Source organism: Ensifer sp. Root558, from assembly GCF_001427045.1.
Lineage (GTDB): Bacteria > Pseudomonadota > Alphaproteobacteria > Rhizobiales > Rhizobiaceae > Ensifer > Ensifer adhaerens.
Genome location: NZ_LMGC01000039.1, coordinates 146,171 through 167,925 on the forward strand (window position 1 = coordinate 146,171; position 21,755 = coordinate 167,925).

The window sequence follows — 21,755 nt, forward strand, 5'->3', positions numbered from 1 at the left end:
GTCTTCCGCCGCCTTCGGCTGGCGGGTCGGATAAATTACTCCTGTTCCAGCATCAGTGTCGCGAGCGGCGGCAGGGTGATGTTGGCCATGATCGCTCCCGTGCTGTTCTTCTCGGCAAAAACCGCGCCGCCATTGCCCTTGCCGCTTCCTCCATAGATTTCCGCGTCGCTGTTGAGGATCTCCTTCCAGCGACCCTTGACCGGCAGCGGGATGGCGTAGCTTTCCCGGTAGACGGGGGTGAAATTGGTGATGACGGCGACCAGTTTTTCGCCGGGCGCCTTGCGCAGCCAGGCAAAGACCGAGTTGTCGCGGTCGTCGGCCAGCAGCCATTCGAAACCTTCGCCTTCGCAATCGCGCGCATGCAGCGCCGGCTTGGCGCGGTAGGTGCCGTTCAAGTCACGCACCAGCCGTCGCATGCCCTCGTGCAGATGGTATTCGAGCAGGTTCCAGTCGAGCGCCCGATCCTCGGACCATTCGCGCCATTGCGCGAACTCCTGACCCATGAACAAGAGCTTCTTGCCGGGATAGCCCCACATGAAGGCGTAGTAGGCCCGGAGATTGGCGAACTTCTGCCAGTCGTCGCCGGCCATCTTGGCGATCAGCGAGCCCTTGCCGTGCACGACCTCGTCATGGGACAGCGGCAGCACGAAGTTCTCGTTGAAGGCATAAAGCAGGCCGAATGTCAGGTCGTTGTGGTGGAACTTGCGGTGCACCGGCTCGCGCGACAGATATTGCAGCGTGTCGTGCATGAAGCCCATGTTCCACTTGAAGCCGAACCCGAGACCCCCCGCATGGACCGGATGGGAGACCTTCGGCCAGGAGGTCGATTCCTCGGCGATCGTCAGGATACCCTTGTGAGAGCCGTATATTTCCGTGTTCAGCGTCTGCAGGAAACGGACGGCCTCGAGGTTCTCGTTGCCGCCATATTCGTTCGGCACCCACTCGCCGTGCTTGCGCGAGTAGTCGAGGTAGAGCATCGAGGCGACCGCATCGACGCGCAGGCCGTCGACATGGAATTTTTCCGCCCAGTAGAGCGCATTGTTGACGAGGAACGACAGCACTTCCTGGCGGCCGAAATTGTAAATCGCCGTGTTCCAGTCGGGGTGGAAGCCTTGGCGCGGATCCTCGTGTTCGTAGAGTGCGGTGCCGTCGAACCAGCGCAGGCCGTGCTCGTCGGTCGGGAAATGCGCCGGCACCCAGTCGAGGATGACGCCGATGCCGACCTTGTGGCAGCCGTTGACGAAGCGGGCAAAACCTTCGGGCTCGCCGAAACGGGCGGTCGGCGCATAAAGACCGGTTGTCTGGTAGCCCCAGGAGGGGTCGAAAGGAAACTCCGAGATCGGCAGAAACTCGATATGAGTAAAGCCCATGTCGACGCAGTAGGGGATCAGCCGGTCGGCAAGCTCGTCCCAGGAGAGCATCTCGCCATTGTCGCGGCGCTGCCAGGAACCGGCGTGCACTTCGTAGATCGAGATCGGTTGCCGTCTTGCGTCGGCCGAGGCCCAATGCTTGCGGTGTGCCTCGTCGTCCCAGGTCTGCGCGATTTCCGGCGTGGTCATCGAGGCCGTGTTCGGGCGTAGTTCGGAGCGCCGGGCAAAGGGATCGGCCTTGAGCGGCAGACGCGTGCCGTTGCGGTCGAGGATCTCGTACTTGTAGACAAGGCCCGCATCGACGCCGGGAATGAAGATTTCCCAGATGCCGGTGTCGGTGCGCAACCGCATGACGTGGCGACGGCCGTCCCAGTCGTTGAACTGGCCGACGACCGAAACACGCTTCGCATTGGGTGCCCAGACGGCGAAATGGTAGCCGCTGGCACCGTCATGCTCGATCGGGTGCGCCCCCATCTTGTCGAAGAGCCTGAGATGCGAGCCTTCGCGAATGTAATAATCGTCCATCGGCCCGAGAACCGGACCGAAGCTGTAGGGATCAACGACCACCCATTCGCCGCCCTGATTGCGGGCGCGGTAGCGGACGGGCTGTGGCTTCTTCAGCGCCACCGGGCCTTCGAAGAAGCCGGCATCGTCGCGCCGTTCGATCGCCCCCAGGTCCTTGCCCGAGAGCGTTTCGACCGTCACCGTCTCGGCATCGGGGATGAAGCAGCGGGCAAGGACGGTCTTGCCGACGGGGTGCACGCCAAGAACCGCAAAGGGGTCGTCATGCGTGCCCTTGAGGATGGCCGCGATATCCGGGGCTGACAGCAGACCTGAAGCTGCGGGTTCCGGGTCCTTGCCGGCCGAGGGCGTCATCCAGCTCTCCAGATTTCCCCGGCATATTGCCGGATGGTGCGATCGGACGAGAACCAGCCCATCCTTGCGGTGTTGCGGATTGCCTGCGCGTGCCAGTCGGACGGCGTCGTCCAGAGCTGGTCGAGCTCGCGCTGCGCCTTGGCGTAGGCTTCGAAATCGGCAGCGACCATGAACCAGTCGTGATTGTAGAGACCTTCGACGAGGCTTGCGAAGCGATTGCGGTCATCGGGCGAGAACACGCCGGACGCAATCGCCTGCAGCGCCTGCGACAGCTCGCGCGAGCCTTCGATGATGGCGCGCGGGTTGTGACCTTCGGCTCGTGCCCTGGTCACCTCTTCGGCGGTCATGCCGAAGATCTTGATGTTTTCCTCGCCGATCCAGTCGCGCATTTCGACATTGGCGCCGTCGAGCGTACCGATCGTCAAGGCGCCGTTCAGCGCGAACTTCATGTTGCCGGTGCCCGATGCTTCCATGCCGGCCGTCGAGATCTGCTCGGAAAGGTCGGCAGCCGGAACCATGATCTCGGCGAGCGAGACGTTGTAGTTCGGCACGAAGACGATCTTCAGGAGGCCGCGCACCGCCGGATCGTTGTTGACGACACGGGCGACGTCGTTGGCCAGTTTGATGATCAGCTTGGCATTGTGATAGCTCGGCGCCGCCTTGCCGGCAAAGAGCTTGACGCGCGGCACCCAGTCGAGCTCCGGATGGGAGCGGATCTGGTCGTAGAGCGCCACCGCCTCGATGATGTTGAGGAGCTGGCGCTTGTACTCGTGGATGCGCTTGATCTGGATGTCGAACATCGCCGACGGATCGAGCCGGATGCCGAGGCGGCTCTGCACGAGCTGCGCGAGGCGCACCTTGTTGGCGCGTTTGACCGCGGCGAAATGTTCCTGGAAGTCCGCCTTGTCGGCGAAGACGTCGAGCGCCTGCAGCGCCTCGGTATTGTCCATGAACTCGTCGCCGATCGCGTCGCGGATCAGTCCGAAGAGACCGGGATTGCACTGCATCAGCCAGCGGCGCGGCGTAATGCCGTTGGTCTTGTTGTTGATGCGGTCCGGGTAGAGCTTGTGCAGGTCGGCAAACACCGTTTCCTTCATCAGCTCGGTGTGCAGTGCCGAAACGCCGTTGATCGAGTGCGAGCCGACAAAGGCGAGATTGCCCATGCGCACGCGTCGTTCGCCGCTTTCGTCGATCAGCGAGATGTTGCGGATTTCGTCGTCCGTGGCGCCCTTCTGGCGGCGGGCCTCGATCAGGATCTTGGCGTTGATCGCATAGACGATCTGCATGTGGCGCGGCAGCAGGCGCTCGATCAGCGGTACCGGCCAGCTTTCGAGCGCTTCGGGCAGAAGCGTGTGGTTGGTGTAGGAGATCGTGCGGCGGGTGATGTCCCAGGCCTGCTCGAAATCGAGGCCGTGCAGGTCGGTCAAGAGCCGCACCAGTTCGGCAATGGAAATGGCTGGATGGGTGTCATTGAGCTGGATGGCGACGGCGTCCGGCAGCGAGTTGAAGTCCGGGTATTGCTGCAGGTGACGGCGCAGGATGTCCTGCAGCGAGGCCGAGGAAAAGAAGTATTCCTGGCGTAGGCGCAGCTCCTGGCCCGCTGGCGTCGCGTCGGCCGGATAGAGAACACGCGTCAGGCTTTCCGCCTTGTTGCTTTCGCGAAGGGCGCCGATGTGGTCGCCGGCGTTGAAGGCGGCCAGCAGGATCGGGTCAATCGGCTGCGCGGTCCACAAGCGCAGCGTGTTGACGCGTTTTGCCCGCCAGCCGACGGCGGGCGTGTCGAAGGCGGTGGCGATGACGCGCTCGGCCGGTTTCCACACGAAACGCTGGATTTCCTCGTCGACATTGGCGGTTTCGACCACGCCGCCGAAGCCGATTTCGTAAGAGCTTTCGCGGCGTTCGAATTCCCAGGGGTTGCCGTGGGCAAGCCAGGTTTCGGGTAGTTCCACCTGCCAGCCATCGGCCATCTGCTGGCGGAAGAGGCCATGCATGTAGCGGATGCCGTAGCCATAGGCGGGTACGTCGACGGTCGCCATCGATTCCATGAAACAGGCAGCCAGCCGTCCGAGACCGCCATTGCCGAGGGCCGCATCCGGCTCGAGCTGGGCGACGACATCGATATCGACGCCGAGGGAGGCGAGTGCGTCGCGCATCTCGTCCATCAGGCCGATATTGGTCATCGCATCGCGCATCAGCCGGCCGATGAGGAATTCGAGCGAGAGATAATAAACGCGCTTGGCGCCGGTTGCGTAGGTCTTGCGGGTGGAGTCCATCCACTTGTCGGTGATGCGGTCACGCGCAACCAGGATCGCCGCCGTCAGCCAGTCATGGGGCTTGGCGACCTTCGGGTCCTTGCCGATGCGGTACTTCAGACGTTCGAGGATTTCGACGGCGAGCTGGCTAGGTTCAGACGACCTTGGGGCGGGCTGCGGCACGTCGTTGGTGGAGAGCCTGTTCATCATGAAACTGTCTTTACCCTTTTGCGTTGGGAGATCGCAGGCCGGACCCGACCGGGGATAAAGCCAATTTATGCATCGATCCGAAGCGCTTGCAACAGATGTTTTTAAATGGATTAGACTTGTCTCAGACGGTGGAGAACGTATCCCGCCGAAACGCAAAATGCCGCCCGGCGGGGCCGGGCGGCATCGTCAGCGATGTGGTCTGTCTTACCTTGTCAGGCGTGCCATCTTGCCCGAGGTGGTGGCGCCGATTTCACCGAAAACCTTGACCAGAGCTGCGGCATCTTCCGGCGACTTGTAGTCGGCTGTGCTGCTGGCGCATCGGCTGAGCACCGATTTTCCCTGGATCGGCGCCATGAAGGCGATGGTGAAGACGCGAATGCCGGCGTCCTTGGCATCCTGGCACGCCTTGAGCGTTGCCGTGTCGGATTTGGAATCCTGGGCTTTGTACTTGTCGAGTTCCGGTTCCGGCTTTGGCGCCGCCGGGATGGTCAACGCCTTTCCTTCGAAATGTGTGTTCGCCCCATCGGTCATGAAGACGATGTACTTTTTCGGCGTCAGGCCGTTGGAAGCCGTGTGCGCGTCGTTTTCGCCCTTGAGCTTCAGATCCGTGACGGCCTTGGCGAAAGCGCCGCTCGAATCCGTGCCGCCGTTCGCCTCCAGGTTCTTGACGTAGGTACTGGCCTTCGTCGTGCCCCAGGCCAGTTTCTCTTCCGGGAAGATGGAGCTGCTATAGGAAACAGCGCCGACACGGACATACTTGTTGTCGGGGTCCATCTCGGTGAGTGGCTTCAGCAGCGTCTCAACCGCGGATTTCAAGGTCGTGATCTTGTCGATCATGCAAGGGCTGGTCTCAGAGATGCTCTTGCCCCAGTTCTCCGCCGTCCAGTTCTTGCACTTGGTGCGCTTCTCGTCCTTCACATTCGTCACGAAGGCCATCGAGCCCGAGCGGTCGAGCACGAGATACATCGACATGGCGTTCTTGGTTTCCGTCGCGCTCTCGGCAACGGCTACCGTTTCCAGATTGACGGACTTCTGTCCGAGCAACCGCGTCATGGGGTTGAGCTGAATTGTCTGCTTGTTGACGATCGTGACCTTGAAGGCCTTGTCGCTCTTGCCGACAGTCGTCATGACGATGTCGACCGTCGGCTGAACCTGGGTCTCCGTCGGGTCGGTCACGCCGCCCGCGGAAGCGCTGCTGGTGCCCGGGTCGCTGCCGCCGGCTCCACCGGGCAGATCGGTCGAGCTTGCGCCCGACTGCGCCTTCAGGAAGTTCAAGGCGATTTCCTTGGCCTTCTCGGTCGCCAGGGTATCCTTGTTTGCAACGAGTGCGGACGCAGCCGCAAGTGCTGCCGCGTCGGCTGCATCCTGCATCTGGTTTTTCGTCGTCATCATGGTGGCCAGATCGACGGCGACGCCGCCGGCTGCCAACACCAATGGCGCCGCGAGTGCTGCCATGATGCCAAAATTGCCACCCCGGTCCTTGAGCATAGCTACGAAGGACCGGCCTACCGTGTATCGTCTTCCCATCTTTGCACACCCCAAAGGAACACGTTGCAAGCTTGGGGGCATCAATAGCGGCGATGGCTTACGATATCGTTCCGGCAATCCTTGCAATTTTAATGGATTGCCGGAAAACCGGTTGTTGTAAGGGGTTCTGCGGCACCCTGTCTGTTCCGAAGCGGGAATCGGCCTGTGCCAAATCGGGTCACGGTACCGGAATGACGTCGACCGCCTGTTTCGTCGTTTGGCTGCCGTAGCTTTTCAGGACCCCGATGACGGGCGCGACATCGCCGTAGTCGCGGCCATGGCCGACGACGATATGGTCGGTTCCAGCCGGAATATTGTTGGTCGGATCGAGTTCGAGCCACCCACCGGTTGTGCCGCACCAGACGCGCACCCAGGCGTGCATGGCATCGGCCCCCTCCAGGCGCTCCTTGCCGGGCGGAGGGATCGTCCTTAGGAAACCGCTAACATAGCCGGCAGGGATGCCGAGGCTTCTGAGCGCCACGATCATGACATGGGCGAAATCCTGGCAGACGCCGCGCTTGAGCTTGAACGCTTCTGCCGGCGTCGTGTTCACGGTCGTCGCCTCGCCGTCATAGGCGAAGTCGCGATGGATGCGGTCACACAGTGCAACGGCGATCTGGCGCACGGTCATCGTGTCGGTAATGGTGTCACGCGCGTAGGCGGCAATGTCGGCGACCTCGGGCAAGAGTGGGCTCGGGCCGGCGAAGTGATGCGGCGCGTCGGCATCGACGGACCAGCAGGCCGCAAGCTCGGCCGGCAGGCCGGTGAGGTCAGGGGAGAAGTCCGCGGTCAGGGCCTGTGCTTCCACCTGCACGCGCGCCTGCATGCGGATCGTCAGGTCTGCATGCGAGTTGCGAAAGAGAATCGACGTAAACGGGTTGGCGAAGAAGTCGATGCTCTCGGTACGTTCGGCCGGCATGGGATGGCAGCTGAGCGAGCCGACGACGAGACGTTGGCGACCGGGCAGCGTCGCCGGCAGCACGCGCACGAGGTGGCGGCCGCCGGACACCGGCACTTCGTAGTCATAGATGATCTTCAGGCTGATGTCGTAAAGCATGGCTAGCCGAGATAGGTGCGCGCGAGCAGATCGGACAGGCTTTCGAGATCCCGCTCCAACCGATTGTAGACGCCGAGGTTCATGGCTTCCGGTGTCATCACCGCCAGGCCCGAATGCAGCCGCATCGCCTCGCGGTAGAAGGAGGACATCTGGCCGTTGACGAAGGCGTTCGGCAACAGCTCGACCTCGGTCTTGATCTCATTCAACTGGTAAAGCACCGAGCGCGGATTGAGCGGATCGAGCGCCAGGAGGTCGGTGACCGTCAAGGCGGCGGTGCTGACATTGTAGCGCCGGCGATGGGTCATGACGCTGTCGCCGATTTCGAGCAGCATGTCATAGGCGCCATCGGGCGCATCCGGCCCCGACATGTGGCCGAGCAGCCGGGTCATGTGCAGGCCGCGCTCGATATAGCGGCCGATCGAAAGGAAGCGCCAGCCGGTGAAGCGGTACATGTTTTCATGCACGAGACCGGCAAAGCCGGCGAGCTTGCGCAGGAGCACGGTGATCGCGCGGGTCGCGTCGTCGCCGGCCTGCACCGTCGCGTGGAACTTGCGCGCCGTCTGCGACAGGTCGTTCAGTGCCAGCCAGCCGTCCGGCGAGAACCGGTCGCGGATGTTGCCGGCGCTGAAGAGGGCGCTTGCGATATTGGCGAGCAGGCTGTCGGGCACAGGCTGGCGCGCATCGATGTCGAGGGCTGCGAGATAGTCGCCGACATCCTTAAGGAGCGGCAGGTCCGGATCGGCGGTTTCGGCGAAGCGGCCGTGCCAGGCGCGCAGGATGCGTAGCGCCCCTTCCGCACGCTCGATATAGCGGCCGAGCCAGAAGAGATTGTCGGCCGCCCGGCTCGGCAGGCTTCCCGGCATGTTGCGGGTGAAACTTTCCTCGGCCGGAAGCAGCGTCGTGCGCTCGACCGGTCGGTCGCTGACGATCCAGACATCGGCGGCGGTGCCGCCCGCCTGCATCGCGATCGCGGCGACATCGTCGCCGGAGCCGATGCGGGCAAAGCCGCCTGGCATAATCTGCCAGCCGTCGCGGGTGCGTGCCGCAAACACCCGCAGGCTCATCGGCCGCGGCGTCAGCCGCCCGCGCACCCAGGCAGGGGTGGTCGAGAGCGTGACCACCTCCTGGCCCACGAGCTTGCCGCCCTCGGCGCTAAGCCAATCTGCGATCGAGGCTCGAGCCTTCTCATCAAGCGTACGGCCGAGTACCGACTGGCCATTGTCGTCGAAGAAAGGGCGGGTCTGGTAGGCGGGGCCGATGACCATGCGGTCGAGGTTGGCGGCGACCTGTTCGCGTTCGGCGCCTTGGCCGCACCACCAGGTGGCGATCGAGGGCAGCTTCTGTTCCTCGCCCAGCAGATGGCGGCAGATCGCCGGCATGAAAGCGAGGAAGGCGCGGGTTTCGACGATGCCGGTGCCGAGCGCGTTCACGATTGAGACCGAGCCGGCCCTGAGCGCCTCGACAATGCCGGGTGTGCCGATATGCGAGGACTGATTGAGCTCGAGCGGATCGGCAAAGGCCGCGTCGAGACGACGCCAGAGCACGCCGATGGGCTTGAGGCCGGCGACGGTGCGCACCATCACCCGGCCGCCGAGCACGGTCAGATCCTCGCCTTCAAGCAGCATGAAGCCCAGATAGCGGGCGATATAGGCATGTTCGAAATAGGTCTCGTTGGCGATCCCCGGCGAAAGAACGGCGATGCGGTCGTCCGGGTGCAGCCGGCGGCTCTGCAGCGTGTCGCGGAACTCGCCAAAGAAGCCGGCCAGCCGGTGGACGTGGCTTTCGGCATAAAGATTGGAGAAGGCACGCGTGGTCGCGACCCGGTTCTCCAGGGCGAAGCCGGCGCCCGAAGGTGCCTCGGTGCGATCGGACAGGACCCACCAGTTACCGTCGGGGCCACGGCCGATCTCGAAGGAGACGAAATGCAGGAAGTGGCCGTCGGCCGGTTTGACGCCGACGAGCGGGCGCAGGAACTCCGGATTGGAGGCGACGAGCGCCGGCGGCAACAGCCCTTCGCGCACCAGCCGGTTCTCGCCATAGATGTCGGCGACCACCTTTTCCAGAAGTTCGGCGCGCTGCACGAGGCCTTGCGAGACGTGCGCCCATTCCTTTTCGTCGATCAGAACCGGAATGTGCGACAGCGGCCAGCTTCGCTCGGAACTCTCCTTGGCGCCATAGACGCGATAGAACACGCCGGCGTCGCGCAGATAGCGGTCGGCGCGCGCGAAGCGGTTGGCAAGTTCGGTCTCGTCGAGCCGCCCAAGCGTCGCGAGCAGCCGCTGCCAGACCGGGCGGACATTGCCCTCCTGGTCGAGCATTTCGTCGGCAATGCCCGGTAGGGCACGGTAGCCGAAGACCGGATCGTCGTCGGTGCCCGGATGGTTTGCGGCCGCTGTCTGCTTCTTCGGCATTTACGCTCCTGGTGGACGCCTGAGATCAAGCGTCATCGGGAATTCCGTCGACGGGCTTTCGGGGCGCAGCGGATAGCCTCCCGGCGTATGGCCCCAAGGCTCGAACCGCGCCAGGCGTCGCGCCTCCGCCTCGTTGCCGTTGACCGGAAACGTGTCGTAGTGGCGCCCACCCGGGTGGGCGACATGGTAGATGCAGCCGCCGATCGCCCGATTCGACCATGTATCATAGATATCGAATGTAAGGGGAGTGTTGACCGGTAGCACCGGGTGTAGCCCTGAGGCCGGCTGCCACGCCTTGTAGCGGACGCCGGCCACCGCCGTGCCATTCGAACCAGTGCGTGTGAGCGGCAAGGGCCGACCGTTGCAGGCGACCGTATATCGCTCGGGATTGGCGGTATCGAGCTTGACCTGCAGCCGTTCGATCGAGCTGTCGACATAGCGCACGGTGCCGCCGATCGCGCCCTGTTCGCCCATCACGTGCCAGGGTTCGAGCGCCTGACGGATTTCGAGCTTTGCCCCCTCGTATTCGACCTCGCCGCAGAAGGGGAAGCGGAACTCGAGCTGGGCCTCGAACCATTCCGGCTTCAGATCGAAGCCATGCGCCCGGAGATCGGCGAGCACGTCGAGAAAATCCTGCCAGACGTGATGCGGCAGCATGAAACGATCGTGCAAAGCTGTGCCCCAGCGCACGAAGCGACCGTCGACCGGGTGTTTCCAGAAACGGGCGATGAGGGCGCGCACCAGCAATTGCTGGGCAAGCGACATGCGGGCGTTCGGCGGCATCTCGAAACCGCGGAACTCGACGAGGCCGAGGCGGCCGGTGGGCCCGTCAGGCGAAAACAGCTTGTCGATGCAGATCTCCGCCCGATGGGTGTTGCCGGTGACATCGACGAGCAGGTTGCGGAACAGCCGGTCGACGAGCCAGGGCAGGGGCGGCGGCGTTGCAGAGCCCGGCATCGGCACCTGCGCCAGGGCGATTTCGAGTTCATAGAGCTGGTCGTGCCGGGCTTCGTCGATACGCGGCGCCTGCGAGGTCGGGCCGATGAAGAGGCCGGAGAACAGGTAGGAGAGCGAGGGATGCCGCTGCCAGTGCAGCACCATGCTTTTTAGCAGATCCGGGCGGCGCAGGAACGGGCTGTCATTCGGATTGGCGCCGCCGACGACCACGTGATTGCCGCCGCCGGTGCCGGTGTGACGGCCGTCGATCATGAACTTGTCGGCACCGAGCCGGCTCTGGCGCGCCTCCTCGTAGATCGCCGTGGTGATATCGACGCAGTCCTGCCAATGGGCGGCCGGATGAATGTTGACCTCGATGACGCCCGGGTCCGGCGCAACGCGGATGACGTTGATGCGCTCGTCCTGCGGCGGTGCATAGCCTTCGATGTGCACGGGCAGGCCGATCGCAGCGGCAGCGCGCTCCGCAGACGCGATCAGATCGAGATACTCCTCGACGCTGGTCGTCGGCGGCATGAAGACGCAGAGCCGGCCGTCGCGCGGCTCGACGCTGATGGCGGTGCGCACCAGTCCGGCGATCTCGTCGCGCGGCGCCGGGAGCGGCGTTTCCGGAACTTCCGAGGCCTGGAAGCGTGCATGCTGCGTGCGGGCGCTGCTTTCGCTGAAGTCCGGCAAATCGTCGCGCGGGACCGTCGGATCGACCGGATGGATATAGGGGTAAGCGGAGGGCGCGACATAGGGTAGGGCGCCGAGCGGAAGGCGATAGCCGACGGCGCTGTCGCCGGGAACGAGGAAGATGCGGCCACGGCGCGTCTGCCATTTCTCGCTCATCCACTTCACGCCGGTGGCGCGCGCGTTCCAGGCTTGCACCGGCAGAACATAGCCGGTCGGCGCCGTCAGGCCGCGCTCGAACACGCGGGCCATGCGGCTGCGCTCCTCGGGATCCTTCAGCTTGGAGTTGGCAGGATCGACGTTGTCGGGGAGGTTTGCCTCCTTCAGCAGCCAGTCGGCCGGGTCTTCGAAGGCCGGCACGACCATTTCGGTCGGCAGGCTCAATTCGCCTGCGACCAGATGCAGCAGGCGTTCGGCATCCGCTACCGTCACGTCGTGGCGGCTGGTCTCCTCGGCGATCAGGTCCGGCCGGCGCCAGATCGGCACGCCGTCCTTGCGCCAGTAGAGGGAGAAGGTCCAGCGCGGCAGGGTTTCGCCCGGATACCATTTGCCCTGGCCATAATGCAGGAAGCCACCGGGGGCGAAGCGTTCGCGCAGCCGGCGGATCAGTGTGTCGGCCTTCTCGCGCTTGGTTGGTCCGACGGCCTCCGTGTTCCATTCCTCGGACTCGAAGTCGTCGATCGCAACGAAGGTCGGCTCGCCGCCCATCGTCAGGCGGATGTCGTTTTCCTCAAGCTCCCGGTCAACCTTCCCGCCGAGTGCATTCAGCGCATCCCAGCTTTCGTCGGAGAAGGGTTTGGTGATGCGCGGGTGCTCGGCGACGCGCCTCACCTTCATGTCGAAAGCGAAGTCGGTGCGGGTCTCGGGATCGCCGAAAAATTCTCCGGAGATCGGCGCGGCGTTGCGGTAATGGGGCGTTGCGGCAAGCGGAATGTGGCTCTCGCCGGTCAGCAGGCCCGAGGTCGGGTCGAGCCCGACCCAGCCGGCGCCGGGCAGGTAGACTTCGGCCCAGGCATGCAGGTCGGTGAAGTCGTGGTCGGTGCCGGAGGGGCCGTCGAGGGCTTTCAGATCCGGCGTCAGCTGAATGAGATAGCCGGAGACGAAGCGGGCGGCGAAGCCGAGATTGCGCAGGATCTGTACGAGCAGCCAGCTGGAATCGCGGCAGGATCCTCTTGCCGATGTCAGCGTCTGCTCCGGGTCCTGCACGCCCGGCTCCATGCGGATCACATAGCCGACTTCCTTCTGCAGGCGTGCGTTGAGCCCGACGACCATGTCTATGGTGCGCTGGCGGGAACGGTCGACCGTTGCCATGAAGGCGGAGAGCGCCGGGCCGAGCGGCTCCGGCGTCATATAGATCCGGAGATCGTCGCTGAGATCCTCGGGGTAGGGGAAGGGCCAATGTTCGGCCTCTTCCTCGACGAAAAAGTCAAAGGGGTTGTAGACGGTCATGTCGGCGACGAGATCGACTTCGATTTTCAGCTCGCTCACCGGATCGGGAAAGACGAAACGGGCGAGGTAGTTGCCGTAGGGGTCCTGCTGCAGGTTGACGAAATGGTTGCCGGGCGAAACCTTCAGCGAGTGGCTGATGACCTTGGTCTTGGAATGGGCAGCGGGCTTCAGCCGGATGATCTGCGGCGAGAGGCTTACGGGACGGTCATAGATATAGTGGGTCAGGTGATAGATACTGGCCTTGATCGACATGCCGGATTTGATCCCCTTCGTGGCGGGTCTGACGCCCCCCATCGCCACGAAGTTTGTGCAATGCAAATCGAGAATGCAAGCGCGAAAGCGCCCGCAGAAAATCAGGGCGGCGCAACGCATTCGCACGCCCGGACGGGCGTGCGAAACATTGGCCATCCTCGGTCAGACGATCGGCGGATTGATGCGGGCAAAACCCTCCTGGCGGTAGTAGGGGAAGTAGGGGTAGGCCGGCGTCGTTCGGCTCGCCGCGTCGAGTCGGGCGATCTGGTCCGCTGACAACGACCAGCCGACGGCGCCGAGGTTCTGGCGAAGCTGCTCCTCGTTGCGGGCGCCGATGATGACGCTCGAGACCGTCGGGCGCTGCAGCAGCCAGTTGATGGCGATCTGAGGGATCGTCTTGCCGGTTTCCTCCGCGAGCTGGTCGAGCACGTCGACGACATCGTAGAGCTTCTCATCATCGACCGGTGGGCCGAAGGCCGCGGTGTCGTGCAGGCGGCTGCCTTCGGGCCACGGCTTGCCGCGGCGGATCTTGCCGGTGAGACGTCCCCAGCCGAGCGGGCTCCAGACAAGAGCGCCGACGCCTTGGTCGGCGCCCAGCGGCATCAGTTCCCATTCGTAGTCGCGTCCAACCAGCGAATAGTAGACCTGGTGGGCGACGTGGCGCACGAGGCCGTGCTTCTCCGAGACAGCCAGCGATTTCATCAATTGCCAGCCGGCAAAGTTTGAGGCACCGACGTAGCGCAGCTTGCCGGCGGCAACCAGACTGTCGAGTGTCGAAAGCACCTCCTCGACCGGCGTTCCCGCGTCGAAGGCGTGCAGTTGCAAAAGGTCGATGTAGTCGGTGCCGAGCCGCTTCAAGGCATCGTCGACGCCCTTGACGAGACGCGTGCGCGACGTGCCGGCGTCGTTCGGTCCGTCGCCCATCGGCAATGCCATCTTGGTGGAGAGAAGCACGGCATCACGCCGGCCCTTGATGGCCGCGCCGAGCACGCTCTCGGACGCACCGTCGGAGTAAACGTCTGCGGTATCGAAGAGATTGACGCCGGCTTCGAGCGAGATGTCGATCAGCCGCCGGGCTTCCGCGGCGTCGCTGTTGCCCCAGGCGCTGAAGAGCGGCCCCTTGCCGCCGAAGGTGCCGGCGCCGAAGCTCAAGGCAGGCACTTTCAGTCCCGATGATCCAAGCCGTCTGTATTCCATGTCGTCAAACTCCTCGTTGGTTTTGTCTTTGCGAGAGCGGAAGTCCGCTCGCCCACCAGGAGAAGGTGGTATCGCAGCCATTTGCGATGTAGACCGGATGAAAGAACATCATTTGTGAGTTGAAGTCACATGTCGCGCTTGTCTATCAACCGTTCGGGGGAGATGGCGGTTTTCGCCAAGGCGGTGGAGCTCGGCGGCTTTTCGGCCGCCGCAAAGGTCTGCTGCATGACACCCTCGGCCGTCAGCAAGCTCGTGCAGAGGCTGGAGGAAAGGCTCGGCGTCCGGCTCATCAACCGCTCGACGCGGCGGCTGCAGCTGACGGCGGAAGGCTGTGCCTTCTATGAGCGGGCGGTGCGCATCCTTGCCGATATCGACGAGGCGGAGCGCGAGGCGGGTTCAGGCGAAACGCCCGAGGGCCGCGTGCGGCTAAACGTCAGCGCTTCCTATGCGGTGCATGTGCTGATGCCGGTGCTGCCGGAGTTTCTCTCGGCCTTTCCATCGGTCTCGCTCGATATCCTGCAGACCGACGCCGTGGTCGATCTGATGGCGGAGCGGGCCGACATCGCCGTGCGCGCCGGTCCTCTGAAGTCTTCGAGCCTGATCGCCCGCAAGCTCGGCAGCACGTCGATGACGATCGTGGGCGCGCCGTCCTATCTTCAACGGTTCGGCATGCCCGAGAGTGTCGGCGACCTCGAAGCGATGAACAGGCTGAGCCATAGCTATGCGCGTTCGATCGATGGTTGGCCGCTCCTGTCGAACGGGGAGCCTTTCACGCTGGCGCCGACGGAGCAGGTCCGCGTGAGCGACGGCGAGGGTTTGCGCCAGCTTACGCTCGCCGGTGTCGGGCTGGCGCGACTGCCCACGTTTACGGTCAAGGAGGATATCCGTTGCGGCCGGCTGACGGCGGTCGCCGAGCACTTGAACCCGGGCGACATCGAGGCATTCCATGCGGTGTTCCACGGGCAGGGTGGAGCCCTGCCGGCGCGCGTGCGGGTGGTACTTGATTTCCTGGCTAAGCGCGCGCGGATTTCATCGCCTTGAACGGCTGGTGCGTCGCTTCGGCCGGCTGGCCGCAGACGCGATTGCGGCCCTCGGACTTGGCGCGATAGAGCTCGTTATCGGCAAGTTCGATCAGGTGCTTCCAGCCACCGTTCGCGCTGCGGCCCTCGGCCACGCCAAAGCTGGCGGTGACGTTCAGCTTCCGTCCGTCGGCAAGGACGATCGGTTCGTGCGCGAGGTTGACCCTGATCCTTTCGGCAAGGGCAAGGGCGGACTCGATGCTGTCGCCGGGCGTGATCACGGCAAACTCCTCACCGCCGAAGCGGGCGACGAGATCGGAATTGCGCACGGAATTGCGGATGATGCGGGCGGTTTCCTGAAGCACGATGTCGCCGATCAGATGGCCGTGGGTATCGTTGATCTGCTTGAAATGGTCGATGTCCATCAGGATCAGACAGGCGTCCTGATCCTTGCCGTCCGTGTCTTCCGCGCCGCCGATCAGCTCCAGCGCGCGGCGGTTGAGCAGGCCGGTCAGTTCGTCGGTTTCCGCCTGGCGTTCGAGATGCTGCATCAGCAACGTGCGCTCGTCGAGGCGCTGGCGCAGGATGTCGATCGCATCGAACAGGCGCCCCATTTCGCCTTCTCCACCCTTGCCCTGAAGGCGCGCGATCGGGCGATCATTGGCAAGCTCGATGATGCTGTGGCGCGCAAGAAGCAGCGGTTCGAACACCAGCGATCGGGCGCGCCGCATCAAGATCAGCAACATCAGGAAGAGCGAGAAGGTCGCAAGGCTCGCCACGGCGAGCTTGATCGACGCGCGGGTCTTGTTGGCGGACAGGCGCTCGACGGTCGAATCCATGAAGGCGCGACGCAGATCTTCGAGCGGTTTCATCTTCGGGACGAAAAGGTCGGTGAGCTGTTCGGCGGTCATCGGGTAGTCGCCCGAGCGTTTACCGACGGCGACGATGTTGTCGATGATTGCAAAACCTTCGGCAAAGAACTCGCGGTCGATCTTGGCGAGATCGCCGATCTTCGACGGATCCAAGCCTGGAAGCGCGCCCGGCTTGCCGACGATCGCCCAGACCTCCTGCAGCCTGCCGCGCGTGCGCTCGCTGTCGGCCAGATTCTTGATCGCGAGCGGCTTGCCGACGGCAACGGGCGCCATGACGTGCGAGCCGAGGCGCCCTCCGTCCTCACGCAGATTGGCAAGCATCTGGGCTGCAAGGGCAATGCCCGCAAGGTTCGGGTCGGTGTTGGTCAGGCGCTGAATGTTCCAGTCGATCGCGGGGCGAAGCGCATCGATCACGCCGAACATGGCCTCGATCGTCGCTTCGATTTCGGCAAGGTTCCGCCGTTCCGGCGGAAGGGCCGCAATGCGATCGACTTCCGCACGCGCGAGTATCAGCCGACGATGGACCTCGACCAGGATGGGCGAAAGCGCGCCGGCCGGTTCGGAGCGGCTGGCATTGTCGATGTCGGCGGTGATCTGAGCCAATGCCGCGTCGCTGCGGGCACGAAACTCCGCCAGCCGCGCCTGGACAGTCGAGCCGGGCGCTACGCCAAGGCCGAGCACACCGTTGGACGGGCCACGTTCGGCCGAGAGGTAGTTTGCGGCGTCGAGGACGCGGCAAAAGGCCATGACTTCCGTCAGGTTGCGGCGCGCGACGACAAAGTCGCTATAGGATGCGGCGATGATTTCGGTCGCAAGAATGCCCGTGCAGGCAACGACGATCGCCACCAGCCATTGGAGCTTGCGTCGCAGGGCCTTGGCCGTACGCGCTTCCCCTACGCCCATCTGAGGGGACGCATAGGTGCTGCCCTTATTGCTCATTTGCGCGAAGTTGCTCCACTCACGTCGCCGCCCGTCTGCTCGACAATCGCGACAAATTCTTGCCACCCGACAAGAAACCCATCCGAAATCAGTGTGCTTGCCGCCCCTGCTATCGTATAAGATGTTAAATATGCTTGAAATACCCTGAAATACTAGGGGCTATTCCGCAACCGAGGGATGCGCCCGGCGCACGGCAGACCCCAGCTTTGCGGCCCCCGTATTCGCTTTCCGGTCCATGATCGCAATAAATCCTGCCCGCCTTCTTGCCGAAAGCGGGCCTGGACTTGGTTGGTCGTCATTTTACTTCAGCAACTCTTCACGGCAACGTGATCTGTGCTGCCGCCTAAAGCGCCGCGCGTCTTATCAGACGGGCTAAGGTCGCTGTAACACTTTGATTTTCTGCAAGTCTGTTCCCTTACGTCGAGGACGATTTAAGGAGACAAGCAGTCGTCTCAGCGCTTCGGCCCGACCAGTGCGAAGAGGGCGCCCTGCGGGTCGAGCGCCTGAACGATCCAGGCGCCTCCGGGGACCTCCATCGGCTCCAGCACGATCTTGCCGCCGCCAGCCTTGATGCGTTCGATGGCGGCATCGATGGCCGGTACGTTGATGTAGTAGAGCCAGTAAGGCGCGGGCACTTCCTTCGGCTTGGTCATCATCCCGCCGATCGGGGCGCCGCCATGGGCGAAGATCTGGTAGATGCCCATTTCGCCCATGTCCATGCCCTGGTCCTTCGTCCAGCCGAAGAGTTCGGAATAGAAGGGAAAGGCGGTGTCGAGGTCGCCCGAGGCAAGCTCGTGCCAGCCGATCAGTCCGGGCGCCATCGGGTCGGTGACCGGCGGCGGATCGCCCGTACCCTTGAAGATCGAGAAGACCGCGCCGTGCGGATCGGTGACGACGGCGAAGCGCCCTATACCCGGGATATCGTCCGGCGCCCGGTGCACCTTGCCGCCCTTGGCGGCGATGCTGGCGGCGCTCACGTCGACATCGTCGACGCCGACATAGCCGAGCCAGGCGGGCGGCACGTTCATTTCGAGCGCGCCTTCCGGCATGGTCATCAATCCCGCCACCGGAATCTCGCCGACGTTGAACAGCGTGTAGCTGATGCCGGCCATGCCGGCATCGCTGGCGGCCCAGCCGACCACGTCCTTGTAGAACGTCTCGGCGGCCGCCATGTCGGTGGTCATCAGTTCGTACCAAACGAATTTGCCGTGATCTGCCATTGCCTTCCTCCGGTTTTGCTCTGGCGCGGCGTATCTGGCGCCACTTGTTTGCCTGTTCGAATGAACTGTTGTCGGGTCAGCCTGACATGATGCATGGCCGAACAGCCAAGGCCGTCGTCAGCGCGGCTTTCAATCCCGACGTAGGTATTCCGCCGTCATCAAGTCTTTCCAGTTTCCGTCCGCTGTCTGCGCCTGCGCCGTCAGCAGCCGACGGGATGGCCCGGCAAGCGTGATGACGTCGCGGTAGCGCATGGTCCTGCCGGGGTTTTCGAAATCTGGCCCCTCGCAGTAGAGGGAGAGGGACGTGCCGTCCGCGTCCAGTTCTCCGTCATAGATCCACATGTGGCTCATCATCGAACCGACCCAGGTGCCGACGTAACGTTTTGTCTGCGGATTGAAGCCGAGCGTCATCAGCGTCTGGCCGAAACTGCCGCCCGGCATCGTTCCCTGACCCTCGCAGACGATCCAGAGGCCTTCGAGTGACCGGACATGCTCGGTCCAGGGGCCACTGCCATCGGGCTCGCCATCGGAGCCGGCCGCGCGAACGTGCCAGTCGCCCAGCAATTGCTCGAGCCAGCGGTGCGCTTCTTCCGGTTCTGCTCTCACGGGATTTCCTTCTTGACCGGGCGCAGACGTTCGGCCCGGCACGCGAGCGTTCTCAAAACGATTTTGCGGGCGAAAAGTTCCGTCCGCCGGGATGCGGACCTCAGCCCGCCTTGCGTCCGGGCTCCCGATCATATTCGTCGTGGCGGCGAACGAAGCTCATGGTCCCGTCCTCGTTGCGCCCCTTGGGTGCGCGGTCGAGCAGCATCAGTGTGCCCACGAGTTCCTCGAGCCCGCGGGCATAGGACGAATAGGTGTGGTAGATCGTGCCGTCCTCGCCCTTCTGGAAGGCGCTGAGACCGGGCAGTTCCTCATGCGCATTGGCGCTTTCTATGTCGGTGAAGTTGTACCCGACTTTGCCGCTTGCGAGCTCGTCTGGCGAAAAGGCCACGTGGAAGTCATGGTTGAAGCCGTTGCCTTCCGCCGAGACCCAGGGGAAATCCCACTCCATGCGTTTCTTGTAGGTTTCGATCTTTGCGAGCGGCGCGTTCGATGCGGCGACCAGCGTCACGTCGTGATGGTTGAGGTGCGGCAGCATGCCGGCGAAATGATCGACCAGGAAGGAGCAGCCGGGGCAACCGGCCTCCCAGGTGGGGCCGAACATGAAATGGTAGACCATGAGCTGGCTGCGGCCGTCGAAAAGCTCGGACAGGGATTTGCGGCCCGCCCGCGTATCGAAGACGTAGGTCTTTTCCATCTTCACCCAGGGCAAGGCCAGCCGGGCGGCATTGACCTTGTCGCGTGCGTGGGTGTGTTCCTTTTCCAGCGCAAGCAGATCTTTGCGCGCTTTCAGCCACTCTCCAGGCGATACCACTGCGTGATCCTGTCTCATGCCCGTTCCTCCTTCCAACGTTGCACTTGACTATTTACGTTGATATCAACATTAATCGGGCATGTCAAAAATGCCGCTTGTTTCGTTCGACACTACCCTGCATGTGAAGGACACCTGCCTCTGCCTGCATGTGCAACGCGCAGCGCGCGCCATTGCCCGCCGGTTCGACGAGGCGCTGCGCCCGCTCGATATCACCAACGGACAGTTCTCTCTCCTGATGTCGCTCAACCGCCCGGCGCCGCCCAATATGGGCTCGGTGGCGTCGCTTCTTGCCATGGACCGGACGACCTTGACGGCGGCGTTGAAGCCGCTGGAACGGCGCAGCCTGGTCGAAAGCTTCCCGGATGCCGACGACCGGCGGTCGCGGCGATTGCGGCTGACGACCGAAGGGCAGGCGCTGCTGGCGCGCGCCGTGCCGATCTGGCGGAACCTGCATGAGGCGCTCGATCCGGTGCTCGATGACGGCGGTTCGGACCGCCTGCGTGCCGATCTCTTAAGGCTGGCTTGACGCGCGGCCGGTCAGTCCTCGGACGGCTCTGGCGCGGGGCGCTCCTTGAGCACCTCGATCACCTCGGCGATCAAGGCAGAGGCCTGCCGCAGCCGTCGTTCGCCGAGTGCGCCGCCCAGGCCGTCCGCCCAGGCCGCCTGCCGCTCCTTGATGTCGTGCAGTGCCGTTTCTCCCGCCGCAGTCAGAACCATGAGCTTTGCCCTCTGGTGGGTCGGGTTGTCCCTGTAGGCGATCAGCCCTTCGGCCTCCAAGAGATCGGCGATGCGCTGCACCCCCTGGCGCGCAAGGCCGAGCGCGCGTGCCGCATCGGCAACCGACATCGGCGCATGGTTTGCCGCGGCCAGCACCTGCCAGCGGGCGCTCGTCTGTCCGGAAGGTTTGGCGAGTGCGTCGCCGGCCTGCGTCAGCGGGCCCGCTAGCCGCAGTACCGATATGGCGAACTCCGCAAAGGCGTCTCCGGCGGGTGTCCGATCGGGATCTTTCATGTTGACAGCACCACCGTCGTGTGAATGTTTGTATGACATCATGTTGTCATGATGCGGTCGTTTCAGCAAGTCAATTTAGCAAGGGAGATGAGAGCATGGCGAGAAGGACTTACAGCGGCGGTTGCCATTGCGGCAAGGTCAGATACGAAGCGACTTTCGATCTCGATGCGGGGACGACGCGATGCAATTGCTCGTTCTGTGGCAAGGCCCGCTACTGGGGTGCACAGGTCCAGCCGGAGGATTTTCGCCTCCTGTCACCGGAAGATCAGGTTGGGCTCTATCAGTTTGGCGCCAAGGTTGGCAACCACCGCTTCTGCCCTGCCTGCGGCATCGCCTCCTATAGCCATGGTTATGTCGAGGAACTCGGCGGCGCTTATTGCAGCATCAATGTCGCAACGCTGGACGATGTCGATCCGACGGTCCTGGCTAAGGTGTCGGTGCAATATCTGGATGGCCGGAACGACCGCTGGGATGAAACGCCTGCCGAATTCCGTCATCTCTGACGCGTGCGAGATCTCGCACCTATTTGACAATATATTGTCAATATGGCATATGGACTGCATGAGTTTCACCTGGCAGCATATCGCCTGCCGGGTGGGCGGCAATAGGGGGCCTGCCTGGCCCGCCACGCAGGAGCGACGGGTATGAAACTGACCTATAAGGGAAGCTGCCATTGCGGAAACATCCGCTATGAGGCCGACATCGACCTCGATGCCGGCACCGGCAAATGCAACTGCTCGATTTGCTGGAAGCGGCGCTACTGGGGGGCGGTCGTGAAGCCCGACGCCTTCCGGCTGCAGTGCGACGAAGCCAATATCGCTGACTACCAGTTCGGCAGCGACAGCGTGCATCACCGCTTCTGCAGGACCTGCGGCGTTGCCGCCTTCGGCCACGGCTATATCGAGGAGATTGGCGGCGCCTATTACTCCGTCAACCTCGCCTGCCTCGACGACCTCGATCCGGCGGTGCTGGCCGAAGCACCGGTGCAGTACATGGACGGGCGCAACAACAACTGGTTCCACGCGCCAGCCGAGACCCGTCACCTCTAAA

General features: G+C 63.5%; 16 protein-coding genes. 4 read left to right on the plus strand and 12 right to left on the minus strand.

What is annotated here, in order from left to right; translation table 11 throughout:
* Positions 1-35: 35 nt before the first annotated feature.
* From glgB to ASD63_RS33665, 7 genes are all read right to left on the minus strand, one after another.
* The gene (glgB, locus tag ASD63_RS33635) at positions 36-2,246 is read right to left on the minus strand and encodes a 1,4-alpha-glucan branching protein GlgB (protein WP_034786849.1); all 2,211 of its coding nucleotides are present in this window, start codon (positions 2,244-2,246) and stop codon (positions 36-38) included.
* The gene (locus tag ASD63_RS33640) at positions 2,243-4,708 is read right to left on the minus strand and encodes a glycogen/starch/alpha-glucan phosphorylase (protein WP_089044955.1); all 2,466 of its coding nucleotides are present in this window, start codon (positions 4,706-4,708) and stop codon (positions 2,243-2,245) included. The genes glgB and ASD63_RS33640 overlap by 4 nt, the downstream gene beginning before the upstream one ends.
* Before the next feature lie 204 nt (positions 4,709-4,912).
* Positions 4,913-6,277 (minus strand): pilus assembly protein TadG-related protein, encoded by a 1,365-nt coding sequence (locus ASD63_RS33645; protein ID WP_348272370.1) that lies wholly within the window; start codon positions 6,275-6,277, stop codon positions 4,913-4,915.
* 136 nt (positions 6,278-6,413) lie between these two features.
* On the minus strand, positions 6,414-7,292 hold the full coding sequence (locus ASD63_RS33650) for a transglutaminase family protein (protein WP_034786844.1): 879 nt from the start codon (positions 7,290-7,292) through the stop codon (positions 6,414-6,416).
* 2 nt (positions 7,293-7,294) lie between these two features.
* The gene (locus ASD63_RS33655; protein ID WP_034786842.1) at positions 7,295-9,703 is read right to left on the minus strand and encodes a circularly permuted type 2 ATP-grasp protein; all 2,409 of its coding nucleotides are present in this window, start codon (positions 9,701-9,703) and stop codon (positions 7,295-7,297) included.
* Entirely contained in the window at positions 9,704-13,030 is a 3,327-nt protein-coding gene (locus ASD63_RS33660; RefSeq protein WP_034786839.1) for a transglutaminase family protein, read from the minus strand.
* Between the two features lie 162 nt (positions 13,031-13,192).
* Positions 13,193-14,227, minus strand: a complete 1,035-nt coding sequence (locus tag ASD63_RS33665) for an aldo/keto reductase (RefSeq protein WP_034786838.1) — start codon at positions 14,225-14,227, stop codon at positions 13,193-13,195.
* A 129-nt stretch (positions 14,228-14,356) separates the two neighbouring features.
* Here ASD63_RS33665 and ASD63_RS33670 point away from each other — a divergent pair, with 129 nt between their 5' ends.
* Positions 14,357-15,268 (plus strand): LysR family transcriptional regulator, encoded by a 912-nt coding sequence (locus tag ASD63_RS33670; RefSeq protein WP_034786836.1) that lies wholly within the window; start codon positions 14,357-14,359, stop codon positions 15,266-15,268.
* Here ASD63_RS33670 and ASD63_RS33675 read toward each other — a convergent pair.
* The 4 genes from ASD63_RS33675 to ASD63_RS33690 form a co-directional block, all read right to left on the minus strand.
* Positions 15,240-17,057, minus strand: coding sequence for a GGDEF domain-containing protein (locus ASD63_RS33675; protein ID WP_064817010.1), 1,818 nt, complete (start codon positions 17,055-17,057; stop codon positions 15,240-15,242). The two genes, ASD63_RS33670 and ASD63_RS33675, sit on opposite strands and share 29 nt — an antisense overlap.
* Positions 17,058-17,509: 452 nt before the next feature.
* Positions 17,510-18,277, minus strand: coding sequence for a VOC family protein (locus ASD63_RS33680; RefSeq protein WP_034786835.1), 768 nt, complete (start codon positions 18,275-18,277; stop codon positions 17,510-17,512).
* Positions 18,278-18,406: 129 nt separating this feature from the next.
* On the minus strand, positions 18,407-18,883 hold the full coding sequence (locus tag ASD63_RS33685; RefSeq protein WP_034786833.1) for a DUF1579 domain-containing protein: 477 nt from the start codon (positions 18,881-18,883) through the stop codon (positions 18,407-18,409).
* 100 nt (positions 18,884-18,983) lie between these two features.
* Positions 18,984-19,712 (minus strand): thioredoxin family protein, encoded by a 729-nt coding sequence (locus ASD63_RS33690; RefSeq protein WP_034786831.1) that lies wholly within the window; start codon positions 19,710-19,712, stop codon positions 18,984-18,986.
* A 61-nt stretch (positions 19,713-19,773) separates the two neighbouring features.
* Here ASD63_RS33690 and ASD63_RS33695 point away from each other — a divergent pair, with 61 nt between their 5' ends.
* Complete coding sequence (locus ASD63_RS33695) at positions 19,774-20,220, plus strand: MarR family winged helix-turn-helix transcriptional regulator (protein WP_034786829.1); 447 nt, start codon at positions 19,774-19,776, stop codon at positions 20,218-20,220.
* 11 nt (positions 20,221-20,231) lie between these two features.
* On the opposite strand, the gene ASD63_RS33700 is transcribed toward ASD63_RS33695, so the two are convergent.
* Complete coding sequence (locus tag ASD63_RS33700) at positions 20,232-20,705, minus strand: helix-turn-helix domain-containing protein (protein WP_034787245.1); 474 nt, start codon at positions 20,703-20,705, stop codon at positions 20,232-20,234.
* Between the two features lie 95 nt (positions 20,706-20,800).
* Here ASD63_RS33700 and ASD63_RS33705 point away from each other — a divergent pair, with 95 nt between their 5' ends.
* Together ASD63_RS33705 and ASD63_RS33710 are read left to right on the plus strand one after the other, a co-directional pair.
* Positions 20,801-21,208: a GFA family protein gene (locus ASD63_RS33705; protein ID WP_034786827.1), complete on the plus strand. Its 408-nt coding sequence runs from the start codon at positions 20,801-20,803 to the stop codon at positions 21,206-21,208.
* 141 nt (positions 21,209-21,349) lie between these two features.
* Positions 21,350-21,754, plus strand: a complete 405-nt coding sequence (locus ASD63_RS33710; RefSeq protein ID WP_034786825.1) for a GFA family protein — start codon at positions 21,350-21,352, stop codon at positions 21,752-21,754.
* Position 21,755: the final 1 nt, after the last annotated feature.